19 protein-coding genes and 1 tRNA gene are annotated in these 25,207 nt (G+C 53.9%); 7 read left to right on the plus strand and 13 right to left on the minus strand.

Annotated features, from left to right (window positions below):
• Positions 1–9 precede the first annotated feature (9 nt).
• From dhaL to QTO31_RS07115, 5 genes are all read right to left on the minus strand, one after another.
• Positions 10–654, minus strand: coding sequence for a dihydroxyacetone kinase subunit DhaL (dhaL, locus tag QTO31_RS07095; protein WP_031459865.1), 645 nt, complete (start codon positions 652–654; stop codon positions 10–12).
• A 59-nt stretch (positions 655–713) separates the two neighbouring features.
• On the minus strand, positions 714–1,712 hold the full coding sequence (gene dhaK / locus QTO31_RS07100; RefSeq protein WP_028456952.1) for a dihydroxyacetone kinase subunit DhaK: 999 nt from the start codon (positions 1,710–1,712) through the stop codon (positions 714–716).
• A 66-nt stretch (positions 1,713–1,778) separates the two neighbouring features.
• On the minus strand, positions 1,779–2,513 hold the full coding sequence (locus QTO31_RS07105) for an MIP/aquaporin family protein (protein WP_301428538.1): 735 nt from the start codon (positions 2,511–2,513) through the stop codon (positions 1,779–1,781).
• Positions 2,514–3,254: 741 nt separating this feature from the next.
• Positions 3,255–8,435 carry an Ig-like domain-containing alpha-2-macroglobulin family protein gene (locus QTO31_RS07110; RefSeq protein WP_301428539.1) on the minus strand — a complete coding sequence of 1,727 codons (5,181 nt, stop codon included), beginning with the start codon at positions 8,433–8,435 and terminating at the stop codon, positions 3,255–3,257.
• A gap of 50 nt (positions 8,436–8,485) precedes the next feature.
• Positions 8,486–9,490, minus strand: a complete 1,005-nt coding sequence (locus QTO31_RS07115; RefSeq protein WP_031459868.1) for a homoserine kinase — start codon at positions 9,488–9,490, stop codon at positions 8,486–8,488.
• 283 nt (positions 9,491–9,773) lie between these two features.
• On the opposite strand from QTO31_RS07115, the gene sfsA reads away from it, so the two are divergent.
• Positions 9,774–10,550: a DNA/RNA nuclease SfsA gene (gene sfsA, locus QTO31_RS07120; RefSeq protein ID WP_301428540.1), complete on the plus strand. Its 777-nt coding sequence runs from the start codon at positions 9,774–9,776 to the stop codon at positions 10,548–10,550.
• Between the two features lie 139 nt (positions 10,551–10,689).
• Here the strand turns inward: sfsA and QTO31_RS07125 are convergent, their stop codons facing one another.
• The 3 genes from QTO31_RS07125 to QTO31_RS07135 all read right to left on the minus strand — a co-directional run bounded on the left by QTO31_RS07125 (position 10,690) and on the right by QTO31_RS07135 (position 14,004).
• Complete coding sequence (locus QTO31_RS07125; RefSeq protein ID WP_301428541.1) at positions 10,690–11,406, minus strand: SGNH/GDSL hydrolase family protein; 717 nt, start codon at positions 11,404–11,406, stop codon at positions 10,690–10,692.
• A 284-nt stretch (positions 11,407–11,690) separates the two neighbouring features.
• Positions 11,691–12,944, minus strand: coding sequence for an MFS transporter (locus QTO31_RS07130; protein WP_301428542.1), 1,254 nt, complete (start codon positions 12,942–12,944; stop codon positions 11,691–11,693).
• 136 nt (positions 12,945–13,080) lie between these two features.
• Positions 13,081–14,004: an LLM class F420-dependent oxidoreductase gene (locus QTO31_RS07135; RefSeq protein ID WP_301428543.1), complete on the minus strand. Its 924-nt coding sequence runs from the start codon at positions 14,002–14,004 to the stop codon at positions 13,081–13,083.
• 159 nt (positions 14,005–14,163) lie between these two features.
• Here QTO31_RS07135 and QTO31_RS07140 point away from each other — a divergent pair, with 159 nt between their 5' ends.
• The 3 genes from QTO31_RS07140 to QTO31_RS07150 are packed head-to-tail and all read left to right on the plus strand — an operon-like array spanning position 14,164 to position 16,545.
• The gene (locus QTO31_RS07140; RefSeq protein ID WP_031459873.1) at positions 14,164–14,574 is read left to right on the plus strand and encodes a gamma-glutamylcyclotransferase; all 411 of its coding nucleotides are present in this window, start codon (positions 14,164–14,166) and stop codon (positions 14,572–14,574) included.
• A 28-nt stretch (positions 14,575–14,602) separates the two neighbouring features.
• On the plus strand, positions 14,603–15,490 hold the full coding sequence (locus QTO31_RS07145) for a carbon-nitrogen hydrolase (protein WP_301428544.1): 888 nt from the start codon (positions 14,603–14,605) through the stop codon (positions 15,488–15,490).
• Between the two features lie 5 nt (positions 15,491–15,495).
• Entirely contained in the window at positions 15,496–16,545 is a 1,050-nt protein-coding gene (locus tag QTO31_RS07150) for an agmatine/peptidylarginine deiminase (protein WP_301428545.1), read from the plus strand.
• 196 nt (positions 16,546–16,741) lie between these two features.
• Here the strand turns inward: QTO31_RS07150 and QTO31_RS07155 are convergent, their stop codons facing one another.
• The 3 genes from QTO31_RS07155 to QTO31_RS07165 form a co-directional block, all read right to left on the minus strand.
• On the minus strand, positions 16,742–17,170 hold the full coding sequence (locus QTO31_RS07155; protein WP_301428546.1) for a cupredoxin domain-containing protein: 429 nt from the start codon (positions 17,168–17,170) through the stop codon (positions 16,742–16,744).
• Between the two features lie 83 nt (positions 17,171–17,253).
• Complete coding sequence (locus QTO31_RS07160) at positions 17,254–18,624, minus strand: DUF1501 domain-containing protein (protein ID WP_301428547.1); 1,371 nt, start codon at positions 18,622–18,624, stop codon at positions 17,254–17,256.
• Positions 18,625–18,654: 30 nt separating this feature from the next.
• Positions 18,655–20,454, minus strand: coding sequence for a DUF1800 domain-containing protein (locus QTO31_RS07165; RefSeq protein WP_301428548.1), 1,800 nt, complete (start codon positions 20,452–20,454; stop codon positions 18,655–18,657).
• Positions 20,455–21,039: 585 nt separating this feature from the next.
• Between QTO31_RS07165 and QTO31_RS07170 the strand changes: the two genes are divergently transcribed.
• The 3 genes from QTO31_RS07170 to QTO31_RS07180 all read left to right on the plus strand — a co-directional run bounded on the left by QTO31_RS07170 (position 21,040) and on the right by QTO31_RS07180 (position 23,265).
• Positions 21,040–21,125 (plus strand) — tRNA-Leu (locus QTO31_RS07170).
• Between the two features lie 503 nt (positions 21,126–21,628).
• Entirely contained in the window at positions 21,629–22,015 is a 387-nt protein-coding gene (locus QTO31_RS07175) for a hypothetical protein (RefSeq protein ID WP_201771213.1), read from the plus strand.
• A 104-nt stretch (positions 22,016–22,119) separates the two neighbouring features.
• Entirely contained in the window at positions 22,120–23,265 is a 1,146-nt protein-coding gene (locus QTO31_RS07180; RefSeq protein ID WP_301428549.1) for a class I SAM-dependent methyltransferase, read from the plus strand.
• A gap of 28 nt (positions 23,266–23,293) precedes the next feature.
• Here QTO31_RS07180 and QTO31_RS07185 read toward each other — a convergent pair whose 3' ends face one another.
• Both QTO31_RS07185 and QTO31_RS07190 read right to left on the minus strand, forming a co-directional pair.
• On the minus strand, positions 23,294–23,860 hold the full coding sequence (locus tag QTO31_RS07185; protein ID WP_301428550.1) for a zinc ribbon domain-containing protein: 567 nt from the start codon (positions 23,858–23,860) through the stop codon (positions 23,294–23,296).
• A gap of 58 nt (positions 23,861–23,918) precedes the next feature.
• The gene (locus QTO31_RS07190; RefSeq protein WP_301428551.1) at positions 23,919–25,205 is read right to left on the minus strand and encodes an extracellular solute-binding protein; all 1,287 of its coding nucleotides are present in this window, start codon (positions 25,203–25,205) and stop codon (positions 23,919–23,921) included.
• Between the last annotated feature and the right edge of the window lie 2 nt (positions 25,206–25,207).

The raw sequence follows: 25,207 nt of genomic DNA on the forward strand, positions 1-25,207 counted from the left end.
CGGGACACATTAACCTTGTGCTGCACGCTCAATGGTCTCGAGCAGCGCCTGGGCCATCAGATAAGCCGAGGCAGCACCAGGATCACGATGACCAATTGAACGTTCACCGAGGTACGATGCACGTCCTTTGGTTGCTAGCATTGGTTCAGTCGCAATCATACCCTGTTCGCATGCAGCGACAGCGGCACGCATTGCAACCAACAGATCACCGCTCGCTGCATACTGCTCTTTCAGCGTATCGATTGCTGGTGCAATCGCATCGATCATCGTCTTTTCACCGCGAGTCGCTTTCCCACGAGTTTGAATGCCATCAAGCGCAGCGCTCAGTGCAGCAATCAGTTCTTCAGCGCCAATCGTCGCTCGATCCCCAATAGCTGTTCCTGCGCGCAGGAAGGCTGTGCCATACAGTGGCCCACTGGCGCCACCAACGGTGGAAATCAGTGTCATGCCGGTCAGTTTCAGTAGACCACTAATGCTCCGGTCGGTTGCAGTTGGCAGCTTGCTCATCACTGTACTGAAACCACGATCAAGATTGACACCGTGGTCGGCATCACCGATTGCGGCATCGAGCTTGGTTAAATAGTCACGCTGCTCTTTAACCCGTTCAGCGACCAATTGGAGAAAACGTATCACATGATCGGCGGTGATCTGCATAGTTCCTCTGCGTGCGATCTGGTAGCGGGGCAATTTGCCCCGCTATACATACTGATACCTTACATTCCCCAGCGTAGCGCCGGCGTATGGACCGGAGCGTCCCAGAGTTTAATCATCTCATCGTCAAGACGGAGCAGGGTAAAGCTCACACCTGCCATTTCGAGTGACGTGATGTAGCTGCCGACGAGCGAGCGAGCAATGGTAATGTTCCGATCCTTCAAGATACGGGCAAGTTCATTATACATCACGTACAACTCGATCAGTGGTGTACCACCCATGCCATTGACGAAGGCCAGTACAGCATCACCACTCTTGAAGGGCAGGTCTTCAAGAATAGGACCAGCAAGCATCTCGGCAATATCACGCGCCGGCGCCAACTTCTCGCGGCGTCGGCCGGGTTCGCCATGGATGCCGATACCAACCTCCATCTCGTCTTCGGCTAGCTCAAAGCCCGGTTTACCAGCCTGGGGTACGGTGCAGGGGGTCAGAGCCATCCCCATGCTGCGACCGTTCGCGTTGACTCGCTCGGCAATTGCTTTGCACGTCGCCAGATCAGCACCAGCTTCTGCCGCAGCACCGACGATCTTCTCGAGCAGCACGGTCACTCCTACCCCGCGCCGACCGGCTGTCCAGGTGCTGTTTTCAACTGCCACATCGTCGTTGGTGATCACACTGGCGACCTCAATACCTTCGGCGGCAGCCAGTTCTGCTGCCATCTCGAAATTCATCACGTCACCAGTATAATTCTTGACGACGTGTAACACGCCCTTTCCAGCATTGACAGCCTTGGTTGCGGCAAGCATCTGATCCGGTACCGGTGAGGTAAAGACGGCACCCGGACAGGCAGCGTCGAGCATGCCGTAGCCGACAAAGCCACCGTGCATCGGTTCGTGACCAGAGCCACCTCCAGAGATAACGCCGACCTTGTTATGTGGTGCACCGACGCGCACGATGTAGTCAGGATCGAAGTGCACCTGGATCAGATCGGCATGGGCAATTGCCATTCCGGCCAGTGCCTCCTTGACGACATTCTCTGGAGCGTTAATCAACTTCTTCACAGGCTTCCTCCCTTGAAGTGATAATTGCTAACCGTTCGTAGGCGATGCGCAACAGTATCTAGTATCTCACATACCCAGCGCATTCGCCAATAAGGCGGCAATTGAGCCACCGATGAGCGGGCCAACGACCGGTATCCACGAATACCCCCAGTTGCTGTCGCCCTTCCCGGCGATGGGTAGCACAAAGTGTGCAATTCGCGGACCAAGATCGCGTGCCGGATTGATCGCGTAGCCAGTTGGACCACCGAGTGAAAGACCAATACCCCAAACCAGTGCTGCAACGAGATATGGACCCAGACCGCTCGCCGGATTTCCGCCTGTGGCACCGTTGGCGCTAAAGATAGCGAAGATGATGAATACCAGCGCGAAGGTACCGATCACTTCAGTAATGATGTTGTTGACCGGATTGCTAATCGCCGGGCCGGTGCTGAAACAAGCCAGTTTGAGGCCAGGGTCTTTCGTTACTTCCCAGTGTGAGAGGTAGGCAAGCCAGACCAGAGTGGCGCCAATAAAGGCACCGATAAATTGCGCCACAATGTGCATCACGGCAGTTCCGAAGTCGTAGCCCCCGCGAATCAGGACAGCCACGGTGACGGCTGGATTAAGATCAGCCCCAGGGCTACCCAAGGCTGCTGCTGTAAAGACACCACACATCACTGCAAATGCCCAACCTGTGGTAATCACGATCCAGCCACCACCGTTGCCCTTCGATTGCGTCAGCAATACGTTCGCCACGACACCGTTGCCAAACAGGATCAGTACCATGGTACCAAAAACTTCGCCCAGAAAGGACGCAGGCATAGAGGGTCTCCTCCTTGCAATACAAAACAGCCAGAACCAGTTCCCAACGAATCACCTTTGATCCAGCGTTCAAGCAGAGAACGTGATGCGCGCCAATTGCCGTGCGACCGTGTCCCGTCGCGTTGTACGCTGCTCGTGGCGTACCGGCGCATCTGAACTGGGCGTACACGCCGTCTAACGGGTAGCAATCGGCGACCCGCCCTGCGCACCTCCTTTCCTGTCACAATTTATGACAACACGATGCATTGCACCGTGCAATGCGCGGTCCGGATGGGTTTGCTGGCTAAAAATATATTTTGTAAGGTTTTGTGGGGCATACACGAGTGTTGGGAAATCGCCCCTCTTCATTGAGTTGCTGCACAAATATGGTAACAAATGTGGAACAGGAGCGTCAAGCTATGGCTATGCCAGGTACTGAACAAAAGTGTTTCAATATTGCAACATTGGTTGATGAGGTTTACCAGTCCTAGCAGTGGTTAAGTGAGGAGAGGGACGAGAAGAGAAGAAGAGCGAGTGGGAGGGGCATCTTCATCAGCAGGGGCGAGTTCTTCGCTTTTCTTATGGCGAGCCACGGGGCGATGGTGTGCGGCTGAGATGGGCACGGTGCAGGCTGCGCGCCGGAGGCTCGCACTCCCAGGCGACTGTAGGCTGCGCGCCGGAGGCTCGCGCTCCCAGGCGACGGTGGTTATGACACCAAACGATGAAAATTCAGAAAATCTCTAGTGATGCATCCGTCCGGTATCAGTTCGTTGGCGCCGTCGTGATGATGATCGTATCTTTTTCCCTCACAAACAGTTCAGGCAACCCACTCCCCGGCGTGGCAATAATTGCTGGCGGTGTCTGAAAGTGACCGGCGGTTGTTGTTCTGGCAGTAACGGTCAACCGATATACACCGGGGGTTAGATTGACGCCACCGAATCGAACCGTGCGCCGTTCACGCTCAATTCGAGAATAAGCGAGCGTTGCGCCGCTATCTACCTGGATTGGGGTTAACCCCGCTGGTAGCGGAATGGTGACATCGAGGCGAAGAAAAGGTTCTTTGACGATCAGAATGAGATCGACCTGAACAGGTTGATCGATGGTCAGTGGATTGATACTCTGGTGATACCTGAGCTGTGCCTGTATTGCTTCGATTTGGGGATGCTCAGCGGTTGCACGGCGAATAGCGATGAGTGCTGGCCCATTGGTTGGCTCAATGCGCAATGTTCCCCCTCGTAATCGCCAGCGTTCTACATTAGTCAGGGTTTGGGCTTCGGTCAGCCGGTCGTTGTTATGCCATACCGTAACCTCTGCACCATTTGCTGAGAGCATTGGACCCAGTGCCAGCGCTACACGCGCCGCTTCGTATGGTGTCGGCCAGCCCTCACCTTGCCAGCGTCGCAAGAGAGCAGTACGCCAGGTCGTGAGTTTGGGAGCGGTTGGTTGTTCTTCGGCTAATGCCTGAATGATACTTGCACTTACGGCCAGCGCGCTGGCAGGCATTCCTTCGGCTCCTGCCCACGGTAGGCCACTGCCGGCGGTGGTCCAGAATTGAGCCAGGAGTTGGTTTCTGTATTGGCGGAGCCGTAATGCGGTAAAAGCACGTGCGGTTGGTGTCAGATTGTCGGATGCCGGTTCCTGATGGTCGTTGATACCGTGTTTTGCCAGCACATAATCGATGTATGATTGCACATCGAGGGGAAGGGCTGATCGTTCGCGTTGCAGATAACGTATCGCAGATTCGCCTGGCAGTGGGTTCTGTCCATCGCGGCGGTCAATCTTGGCAATTGCTTCGAGCACAAAAGCGGTGATAAACGGATCAGATGGATGATCTGGCCACCATCCCCAACCACCATCAGGATTGCGAAGGGTACGTAATTGACGCAATGAACCATCAATGGCTGTCTGCCAATACTCGACTTCAGTTGTTGTTGAAGCAGTACGTTGTAGTTCGTTACCAATAATGATTGCCGCAGCCAGACTTTCGGCAGTGGGCGCCGTGGTCTGAAACAGGCGTTGTGCCTGGTCGGCCAGCGCAGATCGGGCATTAGCGGCGATGATAATCTCGTGCTCGTCATCTGCCAGACTCAGTTCGAGCGAATCGTTAACCAAACGGGTTTGGGTCGTTTGAGGCAAAAATGACTCGCGGATGACCGGTATCGCGTATTCAATCGGTGGTAAGGGTGCAGTGTCTATCACCTCGTAACGCAGACCGATAAGCGCGACATCGGGTTGTGGTCGTATGTTCCAATGGATAGGCATGACAGTATGCTCCGGTATCGTAACGATTTGTTCGATTGGATCAAGCAGGATGCCGCCACTTACCCAGAGACGAGTGCGTACCGTACGCGCCTCGCGGTCGATATTGCGCAAGATAAGCGTGGCAACGGCAGTGTCATTTGTACGGAGCGGCGGTAAAGGAGTAGCAATTGCTTCAACTGACTGAATGGTATCAATCAGGGTACTGGTTGCTGTCGCAAAACCACGATCATCGATCGCAATCACATTAAGGTACCAGCGTCCCGGTTGCTGCGGGAGACGAACCGAGATTCGGTGTTGCTGATCGGTCGACTCAGGAGTTGCTGGCAGGATAATGCCAGAGAGTCCTTGCCGGAATGATGAGGAACTGGTGAGCGGGCGATTCCAATCATCGAGATTAATCGTCGGTGCATGAATGGGTGTCAGCACCACAAACAGATTTGCCGTTGATGCGGTAGTGGTCAGGGTAAGAGTTGAGCCTGGCAGTACTTCTCGTTGCGACAATGCGATCTGTGGTGGTGATGGTGGATTAATGTACAGGCTCACCGTACTTGTCCACAGATTCACCCCGTCGTCAATCAGTGCGGTAATGGTTGTTAGCGGTGGGAGATCATCGGTGATCGGAAGCAACATCATGTTACCGGCTTGTGCTCTGGTCAGCGCGATACGGGCTGTTTCACCCTGGCCGACAATAAGCAGAAGGGTACCACTGGTCGGTCCGTTTACAAGCAGACGAGCCGTATCACCAACTGAATAGGCGGTGCGGTCGGGAATCAGCCAGGGTTCACTACTGGCAATTCCAGAACCTGCTACCCACAACTGCCGACGACTCACACTCGATCCAGAACGGGCGCTCAGCTCGTAGCGTCCGGGGAGGAGCGGGACCAGTGCGGTCGTTGCCTGACCATTCTGGTCGGTACGTACCCGTCGCATAATTAGTGGTGGATCACCAATCTGACGCCGAACTTCCAGCTCTATCAGCGTATTGGACAGAGGTTGACCTTCAGCGTTCTGCAAAGTAAACGTAATTGTTGCCCGTTCGTTTTGCGCAATGACGGTTGGTGCATCAATAGACAACCGCGGGCTGCGCGGATGAATGATTCCACTTGTGTTTTGCTGGAGTTGCTCGCCGTCGGGCAACTGTGCAGTCAGGTGGAGCTCGTACCGGAGTGGACGGATCAGGTTTTCATCTGCTGGCAGATTAATTTGGACTCGGCCACTCTGATCGGTCGTTGCACTTGATGAGGTTTCACTCGCTGATCCCAGCACTTCACCAGCTATGCCATCAAGTTCAACGATGGATAGGGTTTCGAGTCGCAGGTTCCAGCTTATCACCGCACCACTGATTGGCAGGTTGGCACGGGTGACATCAACCGCGAGACCGGTGGGACGGGTTGGCGTTACGTGGATGGTGGCACCGGTAGTCGGGATAGTAACTCTGATCGGTATCTGATAGATGGTGTCACTGATGGCGACCTGTACGATGTATGTTCCCGGTGCGGTGCGCGCATCGAGCCGCAGACTACCGTTGAGGATACCTTTATCGGATATTGTGCAGGTAACGGCAGTGGCATCGCTAATCAAGGTTGTACTATTGAGGGTAAGGCGACACGTTCTCGGAGCGGGTAGGGTTAATCGGCCATTTGCCTGTTGTTCGCGAACAAGACCATTGACGCGCACGATGCTCCCTGGTCGGTAACTCAATCGATCAACAGCGACTAATGCTTTAACCGGAGGGGTAAATGTGTCGAGAAGCTGAATGCTACTCAGGGCAATACCGTCGTCTTCAGCTACTGCTACCAGAGTACGACCGGCACTGCCACCGGTAAATGTACGCAAATTGGCAAGTGGAACACGCCAGAGACCCTGTTCGTTGCTTTTGCCGCTGGCAAGCATTGTTTCGTCGAGATAGATGCTCAATGGGATGTCGCTTAAGGGTGCGCCGCTCCCACTCTTTGTCACCCATACCAGGAGTTCATCGCTGTTTGGTATCACTGTCAGACGCATTGATGAAATAAGTAAAAGTCGATCAACCCGTAATCCACTATCGGTCGTGAGGCGCAAGTAGTAGGCACCGGCGGGTAATAATTCGCCGCTACTGTTCGCAGTAATGGCAAAGACACTGCGTACCAGACTGTCGGGTGGATCGTTCAAGGTTTCACGCCAGACGCGCACTGGCGTTTGCACGTACCGTTCTGGGACAAAACGTGACCATTCGTCTGGGTGCAGAGAAAGCGCACGGATCAGGGTCGTAGTATCAAGCTGGTAGAGATGGGCCTGAAACGCACGCAGATTTGTGCGTTCAACGACAATTGCCGGCGAAGCGTTGACCGGAAAGTGTTGCAAGACATCCCCAGGAACTCGGAATAGTGGTGGACGGCTAGCTGTTCGTACTGTTAACGATACTGGCATGCGTAACGGGACTCCGCTGTGGTCACGAACACCGGCCGCAATTGTCATGGTATAGGTTGTTGCTGCCTGGATCACCGGTTGCACAATGACCCGATTTTCCTCAACAGTTAGTTTAAACTCGTCTACCGGTGGCTCAAAGCTGAGCCCGGCCCGCAGTTCCGATTCGTCCATCGGTGTGCTAAACAGCAGACGAATCTCTTGATCGGGCATCAGAACCTGACCTTGACCTGGAAATGAGGCCAGTAATGTTGGTTCTGGCTCGACATAAAAGCGCCAACTCTGGAGCAGACGGGTTGTATTCGGGATGCGAAGCTGAACCTGGTAGGTCTGCCCGGGCACCCAGCCGGTGTACGGTGTAAAGGTAACCGTGTATCGGTTATTCGTTGTGGCGCTGGTGAAACTACCACTGATTGATGGCGTAATATCGAGCGCCGTGCTGAGCAGACGAGTATCAACAGGGGCATCAAATACCAACACCAACGGTTGCTGCGGGTTTACCCAGCGCTTTTCTGGCGGAGGTGTCTGTTCAATCAGGTTCGGCCAGGGTGTAGTGAATTGCCAGCGGAACGGCTGCCCTAATTCGATACCCTGGGCATCGCTGAAGGTACTGTCTACTGTGAGAGTATATGTTGAAGCTGCGGTAAATGCGATGGTAGGCTGAAGCAGGAGCGTTCGTTGATCAAGCCATTGACCGCGTAGTGGCCATGGTGGTGAGAGTCGTACCCCTTGGAGCAAAGCCGGTTGATCGATAACATCTGCAGGAATCATTGGTTGACTAAAGATGAGTACGATTGGAGCGTCGAGTCGGCGCGGGGCGAGGGCAGTTTGAACTGTTGGTTGAGCTGCGGTAACAAATGACACATCGAGCGCCTGGGCCAACGGTCGCCACCACCGGCTTTGAGCAGTCGTGAAAACCTGTATGCGGTACGTCGTAGCCGGTTGAAGCGCTTGATTAGGAATAATGCGCAACACGCGCATATCTTCCGACCATTGATATGAGCTATCTAGTGGCGGATCAATACGGAGTGAGCGCACGACCGTGAACGGATTCATCGGTGTGCTGAACACGAGTGTTATCGTACTGCGCGGATGTACCGCACTGCTCTGCGGCAACGGATCGCGCAGTTGAACTGTTGGTGTTTCAACCCATGGGGACAACGGCGCTAGCCAGCGTATGACCAGGCCACCTAGTAATGTGATCACCACCCCACTTAGGAGGATCATCCAGAGATGGGCTAGCGCACGTATCCTTCGCTGAATGCTTGCTCTCATGCGAAGTAGAACCTGGATAAAATATGCTCACTCGTGATGCTGCATAGTGCTCAGTATACCATTGCCGCTTCCAGAATGCGGTCGCGATGGCGATCCATCCACTCAGCCAGCCACTGTCCCTGTCCTAGTAATTCAAGGTGATATTCAGGTTCGGCGTCTGGCGTGCTGAGCGTTCGGCGCAAATTTCCCTGTAGCCAGATGACTTCGAGTATCGCCGGTAGTGCCTGAGCTTCGGTGCGCGATAGCGGAACAACTGCATTATAGGCTTTGAGAAAGAGCCGTACTCGTTCGAGATCGAGTGGCGCCCGGTACACTCCCCACATTGGCCAGTTGGGGGGCGGCGAACCGATCGCCATATCGACCAGTGCATCGGCAATATCGACCAGGCGTGCATCAATACCAATCTGGTCATAATCGATTAAGGCCGCTACTGCATCACCGCGAAAGATGATATTATCGCGATGCATGTCGCCGTGGATCAGCAGATGTGGTAAAGATTCGTAGGTCTCATCGCTCAACTGATGGCATAACTCGGCAATGCGTCGCTCGTACCAGTGCAGTGGGAGCGTTAAATCACCGAGTATGTCACGAGTGATCAAGCGTTCGGTCAGTCCACGTAAGCTGGATGGTAAATAACGCGGTGCTGATGGTGGTGGTGGTTCGGGAAAATCGGTAACAGCCCGATGATAACTACTCAGGACCCGACCAACATCGCTCAGTTGTCGTGGACGAGCGGGATCGAACTCATCGCCGACGATGAATATGCTAAGCTCGTAGACTTGTTCATCGATGATCACCATTGTTTCGCCATTCCTGGTTGGCAGGACTCGTGGTGCAGGAAAGCCTCGTTGTCGGAGCCATTCGAGTAGGCGGTGACGTAGTTTGATGGTTTGTAAGCCACTAAAGCGCCGGTTACGGCGAAGCACAAAGCGTCCGAAGCTGGTCTCAACAATCGCTGTTTCATTGATCATACCGTGGCCGGCGGCGCGGCTCGACCGTAGCTCGCCGACATCGTAGTGTGCCAGTACGCGGGCAATATCTTCATGAGTCAGCATCTAGCTCCCTCATCGTCAGCTTCCTCCTGTATTGTACCATCGCGAGGATCAGTGACAATACAGATGCAGGTATCGACGAATGAGGGTCGGTTCGCGAACCGTCCCTCTCTATGGGCAACATCGGGTACCGTCCGGCAGTACCACCCACCGCCTGTTGCGATGCGTCGGTCAGGGAACAGCGCGCTGCGCCCGTTTATCAGGATGCGCTTGCGGGGTAAGGCATTATCCCCTCCCCACGCTATGCGATTGCAAAAGATGAAACCGGTCGTGGTATACTATAGGTATGGCAACAGGGCAAGGATCAGGACAACACACCATCGTTCGGGTGCCGCTCTCAACCGGTGCACCGTTGGTTGAAGCCAACTTTGCAGCACGATCCGGTCAATTCTTGGTTGAGGCGCAGATGGGTGGACGAATGGTACGTGCCCATCTCGCCGACAGAGGGCGTTTGATCGATCTCCTCGTTCCAGGGGCTCGCCTGTTACTCGCGCCACGTGAGGAAGTGGGCCGGAAGACTGCGTTTCAGGTTGTGGCTGTCTATCAAGATGGTGATCTCGTTTCACTTGATAGCCAGTTGCCCAATCGGTTGGTTGCCGCGGCTTTGTCACTCGGTGCGCTCCCACAGTTTGCCCGTTATTCACGTGTGCAGCGTGATGTGCAACTGGGTCCCCATCGCATCGATTTTCGCCTGAGTGAAGGGCTAGATACCTGTCTCTTAGAGGTGAAGTCAGTTACTCACCTTGTCGAAGGCATTGCCGTCTTCCCCGATGCACCGACCGAGCGTGGTCATCGTCATCTCGAGCTGTTGATCAATGCGGCCCGTAACGGTCAACGGGCAGCCGTGGTGTTTATCATTCAACGTTCTAAAGGCTGTGCGTTTGCTCCTGATGAAACGATCGATATTGATTTCAGTCGTGCACTACGGCTTGCACGCTCGGTAGGAGTGGAGGTGTACGCCTACAGTTGTCCTGTCTCGATCACCGGTATCACGCTTGGTCGCGAAGTACCGGTTTTTAACTCACTTGCGGCGGTACCACTTGATGTGCGGCGTGGCTGTTGACGATCTGTGAGGAAATTTTCCGCGGGTAGGTGGCGCCATCTGTTTTGCGTTATGCCGCGTCAGTATTTCGTTGTGAAATTGGGGACGGTTGTTCATCTGACGTTCCATTGCGTTCCTCGGTTCTTTGTCGTACAAAGACTCACTGAGTATCGGTTAACAGCATCGACAACGCCTCATTCAGCACCTGATAACCTTTTGGATTAATGTGAAGCAGATCAGCGCGGTATGCCTCAGCTACGTAACCACTTGCGTCGGCCAGGAGCGCTGCACTATCAAATATGATTACATCTGGCGCACTCATTGCACGTATAGCAGCATTCACCTGCTCAATCGCGGTCTGAATCTGACCCGTTCCCGGATCGAGGTGCGAGAACAGATCAGGACCGAGCGGAAAGATCGTGGTGAGAATCACCCGACTGCCATCGACTCTGGCTAGGTCTACCATCTCGCCGATATTCGCAATGGTCGTCTGAACGATCGATTCAGCATCGTTGGCTAACAATGGCAGCGCAACCAGATCATTCACTCCCACCTGAATGATAACCAGTGCTGGCTGCAAGGGACTGACGTGCATACGATACCGAAGCAGCGATTGGGTACTGGTATGCCCAGGAACACCCCGGTTCGTGATGAAAAATCCTGTCGGTGCTGGCCAGGCGGCTGCTCGTGAGTCGCCGAACATCACAATCGGCGCCGTTGATGATGGTTCATTCCGGATCATATTCAATCCAATCGGATCGAGACGGGTAAGGTAGAAGAGTCGTTCAAAGTGACGGGCCCGCTGCCAGACGACGAATCCGCCAATGCAGGTCATACCTAACAGAACGAGGCCGAGAAGACAAAAACGATGGCTCAAACGCACACCTCCGATCTGGTCGTTGTCCTACCTTCTTTTTACCACAATGGATGCCAGATGTCGTCACCGGAGTCGGTATGAATATGCTCTTTCCGCTCTCGTTTCGAGAGCGGAAGTGGGCGAAGGGCACGTTAGAGGTTTTCGGAGTTCTCAGCTTTGGTTACTGATAACCGAGTGATACCGACGAAGATCACACACTTGCTGGCAATGCCACCCGATGTACACAGTCGCCTTGGGGCCGCGGGTGTTGGCCCATACTCCCAGTTCAAGCGAACATAACGTAGTCATTTGGTCGTCGCAACCAGCGCTGGGAGGCGTGCAGCACTCATCGCGATCACCAAACAGGCCATGCCGCTGACCAAAAAGACACTTCCCAACCCAAGAGCACCTACCACTATGGTACCGATCAGTGGCGCAACTGCACGCGCAGCAGAGACAATCGAGCTATCCAACCCATAAACGGTGCCTTCATTACCGGCTGCTGTGTAACGACCAAGCAGTGCGCTTAATGAAGGTGTGATACCGCCTATCGCTGCCCCACTGAGCGCTTGCAGGATGAGCAGTTGCCAAACATTTGTAACCAGTCCTTGCGGCAAAAAGGCGATTCCGGCCAATATCGCACTCATCATCAATACCTGTTGATGACCGATCCGATCACCGAGCCGACCAAGCCAGATCGCTGTTGCTGTTCCTGCTGCCGAAGATACTCCAACGATTAGACCAGTGTACGCACTGACCGGATCATTTGGATGAAGCAAACTGGCAATAAACAATGGCGCAAAGGGGAGCAAGATGGTTTGGGAAAGGCTGCTGAGGAAGCGCATACCGTAGGCCGGACTGATGCCCGGAGTGCGGATGATCGTCAACCAGCCTTGCCATATAGCCAACGGTTGCTGTTTGCGAGGCGTGGAAGGCCTCCTATTCCCACGCACGCCAATCGTTACCAGAATACCCGATATGAACAGGAGTGCGGCAGTGGTGATGAACGTTGCGCGAAAGCCAAGGGTTTCGGCCATTACACCACCGATCAGTGGGCCGGCTGCCGTTCCGCTCCACAAACCCATTTGCAGTGTTCCCATCGCAAAACCCATACGTTCGCGTGGGGTGACCGTTGCAACCAGCGCATTAGCCGCCGAAATGGTACCGGTAATCAAGCCCTGAATGGTGCGCAACAACGTTAATTCTTCAGCCGAGCGTGCAAATCCCATCAACAGCAAGATCACAGCACCACCGTACATTGCCCGTTCAACCATCAGTTTGTATCCGAACCGGTCGGCCAGTGATCCCCAGATCGGCGCTGCAATCGCCATTGTCAAGGCCTGAAGCGAGAAGACTAATCCTGACCATAGGGCCACCGTGCCAACCGTAGCCACACCGAGGTACGCGACATAGAGTGGAAGAAACGGAAAGATGATGGAAAAACCGATTGCGGAAAGAAACTGGGCGGCAAACATGATCCAGAGAATGGTTTGCCAGCGGTTGGGCATCTGTTGCGCAGTATTCATCTTGAACATCGCTCCACACCAGGCGCTCTCCATACCCTCTCATCTGTCACAGGGAGGGAAAATACTGCCTGGTTCAACACAACGTTTGACGAGAGATTCCATGCGGTACCGGAATCAAAACCAGTATGGAAGTATTGACAATATCTTCTTCGTCGGTAGGGGCATGCACTCACGCAAGTTGGGGCAAGACCCTATTGGCGAAGGCTGCTAAGCGGTCGAGGTCGTCGAGATCAAGCCACTGCACCATGATGCGCTCGACACCAACAGCGGCAAAAGCCGCAATCTGCTCAACAATTTCGTCGGCCACGCCGACCAGAATCCCGCGATCTCGCAATTGTGCACGGCTGCGGCCGGCCAGCAACCGTTCAACTTCGCGCTCATCACGTCCGAACACCGACCCTATCATGAGCGAACGCCGTACCGCGTTGCGTGGGCGGCCCGCCGCGTCCAGCAGCGTGTCGAGTCTGGCATTGAGTTCGACGAAACGGGCTGGCGGAACGAACACGGCATTCCATTCATCGGCATAACGAGCAGCAAGTGGCAGAGTACGCTGCTCGCCATTGCCACCGATAACAATCGGCGGCCCGTCCGGTCGTACAGGACGCGGCAACAGGATTGCTTCGCGCAGTTGGTAATACTCACCGATCCAGGTGACCGGTTCATCACTGCGTAAAAGGCGGGTGATGACTTCCAGTCCTTCGCGAAACCGTTGAAATCGGGGGCCAACTGCCAGCAACTTAAAGCCAAACATGGAATGTTCACGTTCCTGCCAGCCGGCCCCCAATCCGAGCTGTAGTCGTCCACCTGAGAGGTCGTCAACGGCGGCTGCCATTTTTGCCGTCAATGCCGGATGTCGAAATGAAACTGGCGAGACCAATGGCCCGAATTCAATCCGCTTTGTCTGTGAGGCGAGCCAGGTGAGTGAAACCCACAACTCCAGCGATTCTTTTTCAGGGGGATTCGCATTGGTAAAGTGGTCGGAGCGGTACAGCCCCACAAAACCCAAATCCTCTGCTGCCTGCACCAGTCGTTGCCAGCGCGGCCAGGTTAGCCCATTCTGGCCTTCAACCATCAATGCTACTTCAATCGTCATCGTGCCTCTCCTGAGGATGTTTCCGCCCTTGCAGTTCTGTGCGGTTTGGTCAGCCAGCTTGCAGTGGCAGGCTGTGCTTATCACTGATCTGGCGAAACCTGCTATAGTATGTATGAGCCGCGTTGCGGCGTGTTGATAGTATACCGCGAAAAATAATTGATGCGTCCATTTTTTGTCTACGGAACATTGAAACGAGGTCAAACGAACTATGCCCGTTTCCTGGCAGGGCACACTGTAAGCGAAACACGTGCCTGGTTGTCGGCTGCTGCTCTTTACACGGCCGGACCGTATCCCTTTCTCGTGCGGGCTGCTGATCTCGTCCCACAAAACGCAACCGTCTTCGGTGAGCTGATTGATGTTCATCCGGCACGCTATCAGCATATTCTGGCATTGCTCGATGAACTGGAGGATTACGTTCCCGGTCGTGCTGACAATTTGTACGAGCGGGTGGAATTACCGGTACAGACGGTTGATGGTACGCGATCCGCCTGGGTGTATGTAGCCGGTGCTGCGGTTGAAGCCGCTATTCGACGCGGCGAGTTACGCTTGATCGAGCGTGGCGAATGGTAGTCATCTTTATGATGAATGGAGTGCAAGAATGACCCGACGAATCGTGCAGGTCGGTCTGGTGCAGATGCGTTGTACTGCCGATCCCGAAACCAATATGGCAGCCGCAGAGGCAGGTATTCGCGCTGCGGCTGAGCAAGGAGCGCAGATTGTATGTCTGCCTGAACTCTTTCGTTCCCTCTACTTTTGCCAGAGCGAGAACCACGATTTCTTTGCGCTGGCCGAACCGGTACCTGGCCCTAGTACTGAGCGACTTGCTGGCCTGGCTGCTGAGTTGCAGGTGGTGATCATTGCCAGTCTCTTTGAGAAGCGGGCCGAAGGTCTTTACCATAACACGGCTGCTGTCATTGATGCGGATGGTCGTTATCTGGGGAAATATCGCAAGATGCACATTCCCGATGACCCGCTGTTTTACGAAAAGTTTTACTTTACACCGGGTGATCTGGGCTTTAAGGTGTTCAAGACCCGCTACGCCCGCATTGGTGTGCTTATTTGCTGGGATCAGTGGTATCCAGAGGCTGCCCGGCTGACTGCGCTGCGGGGCGCCGATATTTTGTGCTATCCGACAGCAATTGGCTGGCATCCCGCCGAGAAGGCTGAATATGGCGTGGCCCAACATCAAAGCTGGGAGATCATCCAGCGCTCACATGGAATTGCCAACGGTTGTTATGTGGTCAGCATCAATCGTACCGGTCACGAAGGCGATCCTGCGGGTGGCATCGAGTTCTGGGGGCAGAGTTTTATCGCCGATCCGGCAGGCGTAGTTATTGCTCGCGCACCGGTTGATAAACCGGCAGTACTAGTCGCACCCGTTGATCTATCCCGGATCGATGTGCAGCGTACTCATTGGCCATTCCTGCGAGATCGGCGAATTGACGCCTACGGTGAGATAACGCGCCGTTATATCGATGAGGAGTAAACACGATGGCAACCCCCGCTGAATTGGGTTACCGGATGCCCGCTGAATGGGAGCCACATCAGGCCACCTGGTTGTCGTGGCCTCACAAAGAGGCGAGCTGGCCCGGGATCATCGACCGCATCTGGCCAGTGTACGCTCGCTTCGTGGCTGAACTGGCTCGTGGCGAGACAGTTCATATCAATGTAAACGATGCTGCGATGGCCGAGCAGGCGCGGGCTTTCCTCGCTGAAGCCGGCGCTACCGGTGATATTCGATTGCACGAGTTTCCAACCAACGACGCCTGGTGTCGTGATCACGGTGCGATCTTTGTGGTGCGCGATACTCCCAAGGGGCGACAACTGGCGGCTACCGATTGGGAATTTAACGCCTGGGGAAACAAATACCCACCTTACGACCTCGACAATCAGATCCCGGCCCGCATGGCCGAGTACCTCGGTGTACCCCGTTTCTGTGGAGGGATGGTGTTAGAGGGTGGTTCAATTGACGTCGATGGAAATGGCTTACTGCTGACGTCCGAACAATGTTTGCTCAACCCTAACCGCAATCCACACCTCGACCGGCAGGCAATCGAGCAGCGTCTGCGCGATATGCTTGGTGTGCATACTATTCTCTGGTTGGGCGAAGGGATTGTTGGCGATGACACTGACGGTCATATTGACGATCTGGCCCGGTTTGTGGCGCCTGGAGTCGTGGTTACGGTCGTCGAGGAAGACCCTAGCGATGAAAACTACCACGTGCTGCAAGACAATCTACGGCGGTTGCAACTGATGCGTGATGCCGCCGGGAAGCCACTCACTATTCTGACCATTCCAATGCCGCCGCCAATCGTATTCCAGGGTCAGCGCCTGCCCGCGTCGTATGCTAATTTCTACATTGCTAACCATGCCGTTATTGTGCCGACCTTCAACCACCCCAACGATGTGCGGGCTTGTGAAGTGTTGCAGCGCTGCTTCCCTACCCGTCGGGTAGTGGGTATTGATGCGACCAATGTGGTCTGGGGGCTTGGATCGTGGCACTGTCTCAGTCAACAGGTACCGGCAGCAGCGATCAATTAATTAATGGCTCATGGCGATGGGAAGGGCGAGCGTAAACCTCGCCCGTCTCATGCGGTGACAGGTATGACCGCAGATGACGAGGGCAGGTCGTAACCGCCGCCGGTACAGGAAGTTGCACGTCTCTGCATACTAACGACCGGTTACGCACTTTCCCTCGCTGTCTACTCTTCTTTCTCTTCTCTCAATGAGAGTGCGACTACTGCCCAAGAATCTCGCGTATTCGGTTGTGCGGTTCGATAACCAGCATACCCGCTGAGCGGGCCACCGGCATCAATTCTGCCGGTTCCAACACACACAGAAACGGGTTATCACCCCCTAGTGCACTATGATCGGCAGCAGTGAGGCAGAAGAGATCAAACGACCCCATAATGTAGCGGGGCAATTCGAGTACACTATCAGCGCCCGGCGCTACTTCGACCCAGCGATCCATGGTGGGGATGCTCACGACCATTGCATCAGCAGTTGTGTTGCGGATAGTCAGTATTGGCTCACGTTCGGGCGGGATGATGACCGTCGCCGGAATACAGCCGTTGCTACGAATGGTAAGATCAACGGCTGCTGTGGGGGTAGCACAGGCGCCGAGCAGAAATGTCAAGAGTACCAGCAGCCATCTGATAGACATCATAATCATTCAAGAACGGTAGGGGCAGGTTTAGAACCTGCCCCTTTGCATGCAATAGCGTACAAGACATACCGGCATTTAACCGGCTAACGACACTGTTGAATCACCGGTACAAATACCTGATAGCCGGTATCTGCCAGCGTAGTCGTGTTTGCCGAAAGATCGGGTGGCAGATCGGGACCTCTTACAATACCTAGTGGATTGTACGCTGCCAATCCGGGGAAGACTACACCAAGCTTTGGGTTGCCAAGTCGGCGTACCAGAATCTCACTCAGCACTTGCCGATAGTCGGTCGTAATCTGGAGGTCCTGCCGCTTATCGAGCTGATCGGGATGAAGCCCTGGCCAGGTACCGTAGATACGACGACCATTCACATTTCCACCCAGCACCATCATCACATTGCCGTGCCCGTGATCGGTTCCATTCGACTGATTACGGCCAAGCCGACGACCAAACTCACTCAGCACGACAATGGTCAACCGGCTATGATAAGCACTGAGATCGTTGTAAAAAGCCCCCAAGCCCTGCGAGAGGATACCGAGCCGGTCAGGTAAATACCCGCTTCCATCACTATTCGCCTGCGCTTCGTGCGTATCCCAACCGCCAAAATCAATCGTTGCCACTTGAAGCCCCAGATCGGCCTTGATCAACTGTGCAACTGTCTTAAGGGCATTACCGAATGAATTGTCAGGGTACGTAATACCACTGGCTGGCGTATAATCCCCCAAGGCACGCATCAGATCGATCACCTGCGTGACACGCCGTCCGGCCTGAGCGAGTGGGTTAATCGAGCTGCGGTTGTACATCTCGCGCAGAACATTGAGGAACGGATAATTTTCTTGAGGTCGATTGTAACGCCAGCCGGTATCTACTTTGAATGCCTTGGGTGACGTAACGGCTACTGCGCCATTGTAACTCAGAAGTGAAGCCGGTGTTGCACTGCTGGCAGCCACTGCCGGTAAGAGGGTCGTTGCACCACCCTGAGTTTGCAAGTGGCGTGTGAGCCAGCCACTGTTAGTCGTCTTATTCCCAGGTGTGCCACGCTCGATGTAATCCATTGCGTCAAAATGACTGCGTGTGTCATCGACCAGCCCGCAAGCATGGATGAATGCGAGATGTCCACTGTTGTACAGATCACGTAGGTGTGGCATTCGGCTATTAAGGCCAAAGGCTGTCATGCTGAAAGAGGGATTGTATGGTTCAATTCGCAGCGGAGCATGTGCTCCGCTTGTCGGTAATGCCAGCGAACCACGCGCCGTCCGATAATAGTTGTCTTCATACGGGCAGAGCAGGCTCAACCCATCACACCCTCCGCGCAGAAAAATCTGGATGAAAATCTCGTTGGTAGCCTGCGGTTGAGCCGGTTCGGCAAATGCCAATTGGCCGATGCGGGCAGCAGCCATAGCCGCAATTGCGGCGCTACATCCCATCAAAAATTCACGGCGTGTCCATTGCATAGGTAAGGTTCTCCTCTGGTTCGGTGCTTGTTAACGGAGCCAGAATTCGGGGCTCATTGCCAGTAACTGGACCATCGCCACAATGCGATCACGTACCGCTTCAGGTGATCGCCAGTCAGGTGCACCTGGAAGCGGCTGTGGTGGTTGATTCGGGTCGAAGCCCTGAGCCAGGAAGTCGATCAACAACGTTCGTAAATCGCCAGTCGGCGTGTAAGTCAGCATCCGCTGCAACCAGAAATCGACAATACCCACGCAAGACAGACCAGCCGGCGTCTGACCAACGATATCGATCCCAACATTCCCACCCCATGATTGGGCTAAGGTGTAGAAACTGTTCCATGTCCTGAGCAAGGCATTCGTATTTGCCCAGTATTCAGCGCGGTCAGGATGGCCGGTTGGTGTGTCCCATCCAAACAGCCGGTGACCGGTCTGATCAACACTCCAGAACAGACTCTCCCAGTAGTTACCTTTGGTTGCATCACCGTTAACTTCTGCCACGTCGTTAGGGAGCGAAGCATTGGTTGCCCGCAGAAAGGCCCAAATTGCTTCTAATGGCCGCCGTATTTTAGCGCCGAACGTGCTCTTCGCTTCTGGTGCAAGTAGAATGGCCTCAACCACGCGCCGAATCTGATCTGGCGATTCACGGTGTTGCATCCAGACGTTGTACGCGGTATTAATGAGCGATTCCGGTGGATTATCAGCAACAAGCCTTCGACACAACTTGGTGCAGAGGTGTCTGGCCGTACCGGGATGATAAGCCACCAGACGCAAGAGTTTGGTTCCATCTTGCTCGGCGCCGTTGTTGAAGGGGAAGTTGGGCGCCGGTTCGATGCCAGGGAGGGGAGGTGGCGCCAGCACGGTTTTGGGATAGTTGTCGTGCCAGGAATCCATCAAGTAGAACGCTCCCGTGTTGGGTCGACCGTCACGTCCGTTTGCAATAGTCCATCCGGTCAGACAACGCGAGGCTTCATAGACATCATAGTCGATGTAGGATGCGGCGTAGCGTTCGCTCCCATATTCAACCACCGGGATATTTCCCCGTTGATCGTAGAACTTGAGGTAGTTATCACTACCCAGTGTGTGTAGTTCGAAGAGTTCACGGGCAAAATTTTCGTTACCGCCCTCACCACCGCCGGCCTTGTTGCTAACATTGTTGAGGTAGTACATCATCGCCACACTTTTGGTAACCTCGGTCAGCATCGCGTGGAAATTCCCCAGTGCGTGAGTACGGATGATGCGGTCGTAGTCTGGCCAGGTGGCAGCAATGCGTTGATTGGCCGTGGCATTCACGTTGAAATGGTTGTGCCAGAAATCAACCATCACCTCGAAGAGCTGTCGGCGACTGCACACAGCGCGAATCCATGTGGCGACACGCACTTCGTTGTAGGGACGTATCCGTTCGGCCGAGGGTAAATCAGGAATAACTCGCTGTTGCCAGAGCGTTTCACGTGAGGCAGACAGCCAACTGAGTGGACGGACTTCGTTGATCGTTTGCCCGTTGTGGGTGTAGCGAATCTTGAGTTGGGCCGAGGCAATCCGATTCGCACAGGGCGTGTTGTCGATGGCTGTATAGTTGAGTTGCTGACGAACCCAGTTGTCAAATCGCTCCTCATCACTGGCACCCGGTGTGGCATCATACATTGCCATCAATTCAGGGCTGGGACCGAACGCCAGTCGGCGCATTGCGATGGTACGGAGCGATGCAGGTTGTGTGTATGAACACGCAGCCACCGGCGCGGGTGGTGTTCCAGTAGCGGCCACTCCCGCAGTGACCACACCAGCAACGAGAGCTACACTTCCTTCCAGAAAGTTGCGGCGCGTAATTTCCATAGCTTACCTTTCAGATACTTGAGTCATTGCTCAACGATCTGAAAAAATTGTAATCTTGACTGGAAGAATTGAAAATCGCCTGAAGGTACTGTCTTTTGCTATCAATTACTACTACCGCTCAATTGAGACTTTTCCAGATTCTTTCCCAGCCGTGCAATTGGCGAGAGGCGTGAAGAGTGAGCAAGATCGGCGGCTGGAAGCCATCGGTTGGCGTATCAGCGCACATCATCCTCGCAAGCTGGGTCGTTTGGCGCCTGCCATTGCCGTGCGCCGACGGACATCCGTCGTTGCACCACACCCCTCTCCCGCAGCGCGGGAGAGGGGCCGGGGGTGAGGGGTTGAAAAAGCCTACGAGCAACATCCGTCGTTGCACCACACCTCTCTTCCGCAGCGCGGGAGAGGGGCCGGGGGTGAGGGGTTGAAAAAGCCTACGAGCAACATCCGTCGTTGCACTACACCCCTCTCCCGCAGCGCGGGAGAGGGGCCGGGGGTGAGGGGTTGAAAAAGCCTACGAGCAACATCCGTCGTTGCAACGTTGCTCCTGAATAGTGGTATAATAAGAGGCCAGGAATGTCTTTTCAGAAAGCCGGAGTGGCGAAAAGGCAAACGCTGCGGTCTTAAAAACCGCTGGGGGAAACCCCTTACGGGTTCGAGTCCCGTCTCCGGCACCATACGAACAATGCAGAGCGACCATGATGGTCGCTCTACTGATTTGAAACACTGGAAGTGTGTTGATATGTCCAGAAAGGAAATATTACTTGAAAGGTGGGGATGAACTATACCTCAAAATCCTCCTTGACCCGATTAAAACCTGTGCGGAATATAAGCCTCGGTTTGGTCAGGGCGCTCCGAGCGGAGGCTTAACATTACAACAGTTTCAAAACCTTTACAAAGCTGACTCGTTGTATAGCTGGTTTGGACTGGATAATCCAATGATGTATACCGCGCATAGAGCCGCAGGTGGAATGACGAGTCTCTATCGACAGATCGGAATCGGATGCGAACGACTTTTTAGAACAATACTGAAAGACACTTTAGACCTCTCAGACGAAGATGTGATATGGTCTTATGATGTCCTCTTGGTATCGGGGAAGAAACGAACCCTGTACCTCGATGGTCGTATTCCTCTTGATCGAATTGCTGATAAGGGGAAACGAGAGAAAATTTTGCATGGATGCAAGAATCAACCAAGAAAATCGGTGTAGATCCAGGAGTCGCTGCTACGTTAAAAGGAACGGTCTTTGAGGTTCGACAGGGTTATAAGAGTAAGGACGCAAAGCGCCAAAATGCTGATATTGCGAATGCAGCAACAGCATATACACAAGCTTACTTGCCATGTGCTGCTATTCTTTCAACACAAATTGATACAGATATTTCGGATCGATATAGACGTGAGAAATGGATGCTGCTCACAGGTGTTGTTGGTGCAAATGATCCACTTATTTCAGTTTACGATTTTATGCGAGACGTGATTGGCTATGACCTTGCGAGTTTCTTCGAGCGAAATAGCCCGACTCTCCGTAAGGCAGTAGAAGATATTTTAAGAGTTTTGTTGACATAACAAGGTAGTGTATGAGTATATGTGCAAGAAGAGAACACCTTCAGCAACGAGCCGAGTATACGCAAAAATTGAACGCTAACAGTGGGAGACATGGATGGATCAGATTGACCCCAGCTTACTCTCTCAGACTTGTTGAAGAGATTATTACAGGCTGCTCCGGTTTCCAACGGATTTTAGACCCATTCTGTGGAACAGGAACAACAGCACTCTCCGCCGCATATCATGGCCATGTCTGTGTGACTACAGACATCAATCCATTCCTGGTATGGCTGGCGCAAGTCAAAAGTGCCCGGTACTCGATGAAACAGATCGAGGAGACACGTGCAGCCTGCCATGAGGTGTTACACCTTGTGGAACGTCGTGCTGTTGAACCAATACCGGCACCACCACTGTTTCATATCGAGCGCTGGTGGAGTCCAGAGACTTGTGAATTTCTCTGCTATCTCCGTGCGGCTATTGAGCATGTGACCCAACCAAATACTTCAGTACGTCACCTCTTATTAGTGGCCTTCTGTCGCACATTGATGGAGGAGTCGAATGCCTCTTTCCACCATCAATCGTTGTCGTTCCGGAGAGAACAAAACACCAGACGCCTTTTGCTCTTCAACACAGGAGATGTGTTTGCCAATCATGTTCAGTTTGTTCTTAGCAGTGCTGCCGATAATCCGACCGGTGAAGCCGTTGTCTCTCTGGCTGATGCACGTCACCTTGCAGAACGTGTCGCTGGGCCATTCGATCTGGTGATCACGTCCCCTCCCTATGCCAATCGGATGTCATACATTCGTGAATTACGTCCATATATGTACTGGCTGGGGTTTCTGAGCAATGGGCGGGAGGCAGGTGAACTGGATTGGACAGCGATTGGAGGGACTTGGGGGATCGCTACGAGTCGGCTTGCTGACTGGGAACGGCCAGAACAACACTTCAAAAGTTCCTATCTTGAGAGTGTCTTACAAACAATTGCAAGTTCACGGCAAAAAAGTGGAGCGTTACTTGCAAAGTATATCGCTAGGTATGTTGAGGATATGTGGAAACATTTTTGTGAGTTGCCAAAGCTATTAGCGTCTGGCGCAGAAATACACTATATCGTCGGCAACTCAACATTTTATGGGACATTAGTTTCAACGGAACAATTGTATGTTGAGATGTTGTCAGAACTCGGATTTTCTCGAGTCGAATGCCGTCCTATTCGGAAACGAAACTCGAATAAGCACCTCCTTGAGTTTGATGTCGTTGCTTACTGGAAATGAAGATAACAATGGGTTGGTTTCGCTAATGTCAAAATGGTGCCTTTCTTCTCCAATTCCAGCTCTCAATTAGCAAGGTAAGGCCAACGAGTAAGAACAACCCCGGTAGTAAAAGCTTCGGTATTAAAAAAAGCACACCTAACCCGAACAACCAGATGGCATTGCGGATACCGGGGAAAAGAGTACCCCGGCGCAGGTGGATCAATAGTTGGGCGATACCAAGCACCATCAAGATGTTGGGCCAGATCATTGGCGGCAGTCTGAAGATCATCGGAATCAAGAAAGCTGCACCGATGAGAAGGAGGGTAATGCCAGCCTCAAACCCACTATCACGTGTCTGTTGTGGCTGCGGTAATGAAGTGCTGCGCGGCAGGCTCACTGCCGGTCGCACGGTACCATGGTGTATCGCAGCACCACAGAAGACGCAAAAGCGAGCATGAGACGGATTGATGCTATGACAAGCTGTGCAAGCAATCGTTGTGTCCGGTGATGACGGTAGTTGGACGGTTTCGCCAGTTGTCACGCGCACCGCCATACCGCATTCGATGCAGAAGCGGGCATCATCGGGTAATTCAGTCTGACAATGCGGGCAATGCATAGCATTCCCTTTCTGCATTCAACATTGTACGTCTTTCGATATGACGCAGACAATCGAGTTAAGGTTGCATATACTGACGTAGACATGCCAGTGCTGCTTGCTGCATCTTTGCCGGTATATCGTTGAGCGGTAGGTCTCCGGTTGTTGCACTGTACAGATACGATTCAATGCCGAACACTGCGCAACGGGCAGCCGGTGTTGGCGGTAGACCTGGCGCCGTAGCCGCGTGCGCAGCGGCTACAGCCCGACGTGGGTTGGATTGAATACTCGGATCGGATAGCAGGCTTCCAAGCGCTGGCAGACGTCCTAGGGCCGCGCTCAGCCGTAATTGAACTTCAGGTTGATAAAGCACAGCAAGGAGTGCTGTGATGTCGTCGGTTGTGGCTTTGCCATCACGGTGGCGCATCAGCAGACTACCGCCAATCAGCGGACGTGCCGGCGCACCGGCGAAGGTAGGGAGTGGCGCAATCCCGATCTGAAACGTATCACTGATCGTCTGATACGTTGACCAGGCCCAATCGCCATCAATAGCGTAGGCAGCCATTCCCTGTACCAGCAAGCGCTGACCATGGGCATAGCTATCACCGTTACGGGGTGCTGCCCGGTAGAGATCTCGCAACAGGGTTAGCGTCGCAGTCATAGCCGGTGTGTCAAGGGTTGGTTGTGTACCATCAGGGGTCGTAAAGGCGCCGCCAGCAGCATACAACCACGGCGCCAGCCAGCGTGCTGCTCCCCAACCCTGTACGAAGCCGGCTCGCTCTGGTGTGCGGGCGGCCTGGGTGAGCGTTACGAGTTCGGTTGTTGTTGCCGGTGGTATACGGTCGGGCTGGTAAAGTAATAAGAGCATGTCTTGGGCCGTGATTGGCGCCCCCCACAATGTTGTGTCCGTTTGCGCAATCGCTTGCAGACCGGGCAGGACATCAAGTGGTAGATCAACGTTGAGTGGTGCTAGTGCGTTATCGGCAAGCAAGCCCACTAATGCTTCTTGATTGGCCCAGATCAAGTCTGGTGGTGGTAGACCGAGCATCTGATCGGTTGCCAGGCTTAACAACAAACCATCAGGATTGCGTGGAACGATAGTTATATCAAGTGTGGCGATCTGAGCTGCCTGTTGTAGCTCGGCAGCAATTGCTGGTTGTGCATCATCTGGTTCTGCAACCAAGATGGTTAATCGACGAGCGACTGGTGTGGCTGTTGGGGGTGGCGGGGGAGTAGGTGATGGCGTTGGTGTCGGTACTGGAGTGGCAGCAACGATAGGGGAGACAGGTGTTGGTGTTGGTGTTGGTGCGGCACACGCTGTACACAGAAGTGCCACGACGCCAATGAGCGCCGCGGCACGAATCACAC

It is taken from the genome of Chloroflexus sp. MS-CIW-1 (assembly GCF_030444705.1).
Taxonomy (GTDB): domain Bacteria; phylum Chloroflexota; class Chloroflexia; order Chloroflexales; family Chloroflexaceae; genus Chloroflexus.

Bases quoted from the DNA above. Each gene is read 5' to 3' on its own strand.
- QTO31_RS07110 (WP_301428539.1), bottom strand. From the start codon at position 8,435: ATGAGAGCAAGCATTCAGCGAAGGATACGTGCGCTAGCCCATCTCTGG.
- QTO31_RS07105 (WP_301428538.1), bottom strand. From the start codon at position 2,513: ATGCCTGCGTCCTTTCTGGGCGAAGTTTTTGGTACCATGGTACTGATC.
- QTO31_RS07135 (WP_301428543.1), bottom strand. From the start codon at position 14,004: ATGACGATTGAAGTAGCATTGATGGTTGAAGGCCAGAATGGGCTAACC.
- sfsA (WP_301428540.1), top strand. From the start codon at position 9,774: ATGGCAACAGGGCAAGGATCAGGACAACACACCATCGTTCGGGTGCCG.
- QTO31_RS07145 (WP_301428544.1), top strand. From the start codon at position 14,603: ATGACCCGACGAATCGTGCAGGTCGGTCTGGTGCAGATGCGTTGTACT.
- QTO31_RS07140 (WP_031459873.1), top strand. From the start codon at position 14,164: ATGCGTCCATTTTTTGTCTACGGAACATTGAAACGAGGTCAAACGAAC.
- QTO31_RS07160 (WP_301428547.1), bottom strand. From the start codon at position 18,624: ATGCAATGGACACGCCGTGAATTTTTGATGGGATGTAGCGCCGCAATT.
- QTO31_RS07115 (WP_031459868.1), bottom strand. From the start codon at position 9,490: ATGCTGACTCATGAAGATATTGCCCGCGTACTGGCACACTACGATGTC.
- QTO31_RS07165 (WP_301428548.1), bottom strand. From the start codon at position 20,454: ATGGAAATTACGCGCCGCAACTTTCTGGAAGGAAGTGTAGCTCTCGTT.
- QTO31_RS07155 (WP_301428546.1), bottom strand. From the start codon at position 17,170: ATGATGTCTATCAGATGGCTGCTGGTACTCTTGACATTTCTGCTCGGC.
- QTO31_RS07130 (WP_301428542.1), bottom strand. From the start codon at position 12,944: ATGGAGAGCGCCTGGTGTGGAGCGATGTTCAAGATGAATACTGCGCAA.
- QTO31_RS07185 (WP_301428550.1), bottom strand. From the start codon at position 23,860: ATGCATTGCCCGCATTGTCAGACTGAATTACCCGATGATGCCCGCTTC.
- QTO31_RS07175 (WP_201771213.1), top strand. From the start codon at position 21,629: ATGCAAGAATCAACCAAGAAAATCGGTGTAGATCCAGGAGTCGCTGCT.
- QTO31_RS07150 (WP_301428545.1), top strand. From the start codon at position 15,496: ATGGCAACCCCCGCTGAATTGGGTTACCGGATGCCCGCTGAATGGGAG.
- dhaL (WP_031459865.1), bottom strand. From the start codon at position 654: ATGCAGATCACCGCCGATCATGTGATACGTTTTCTCCAATTGGTCGCT.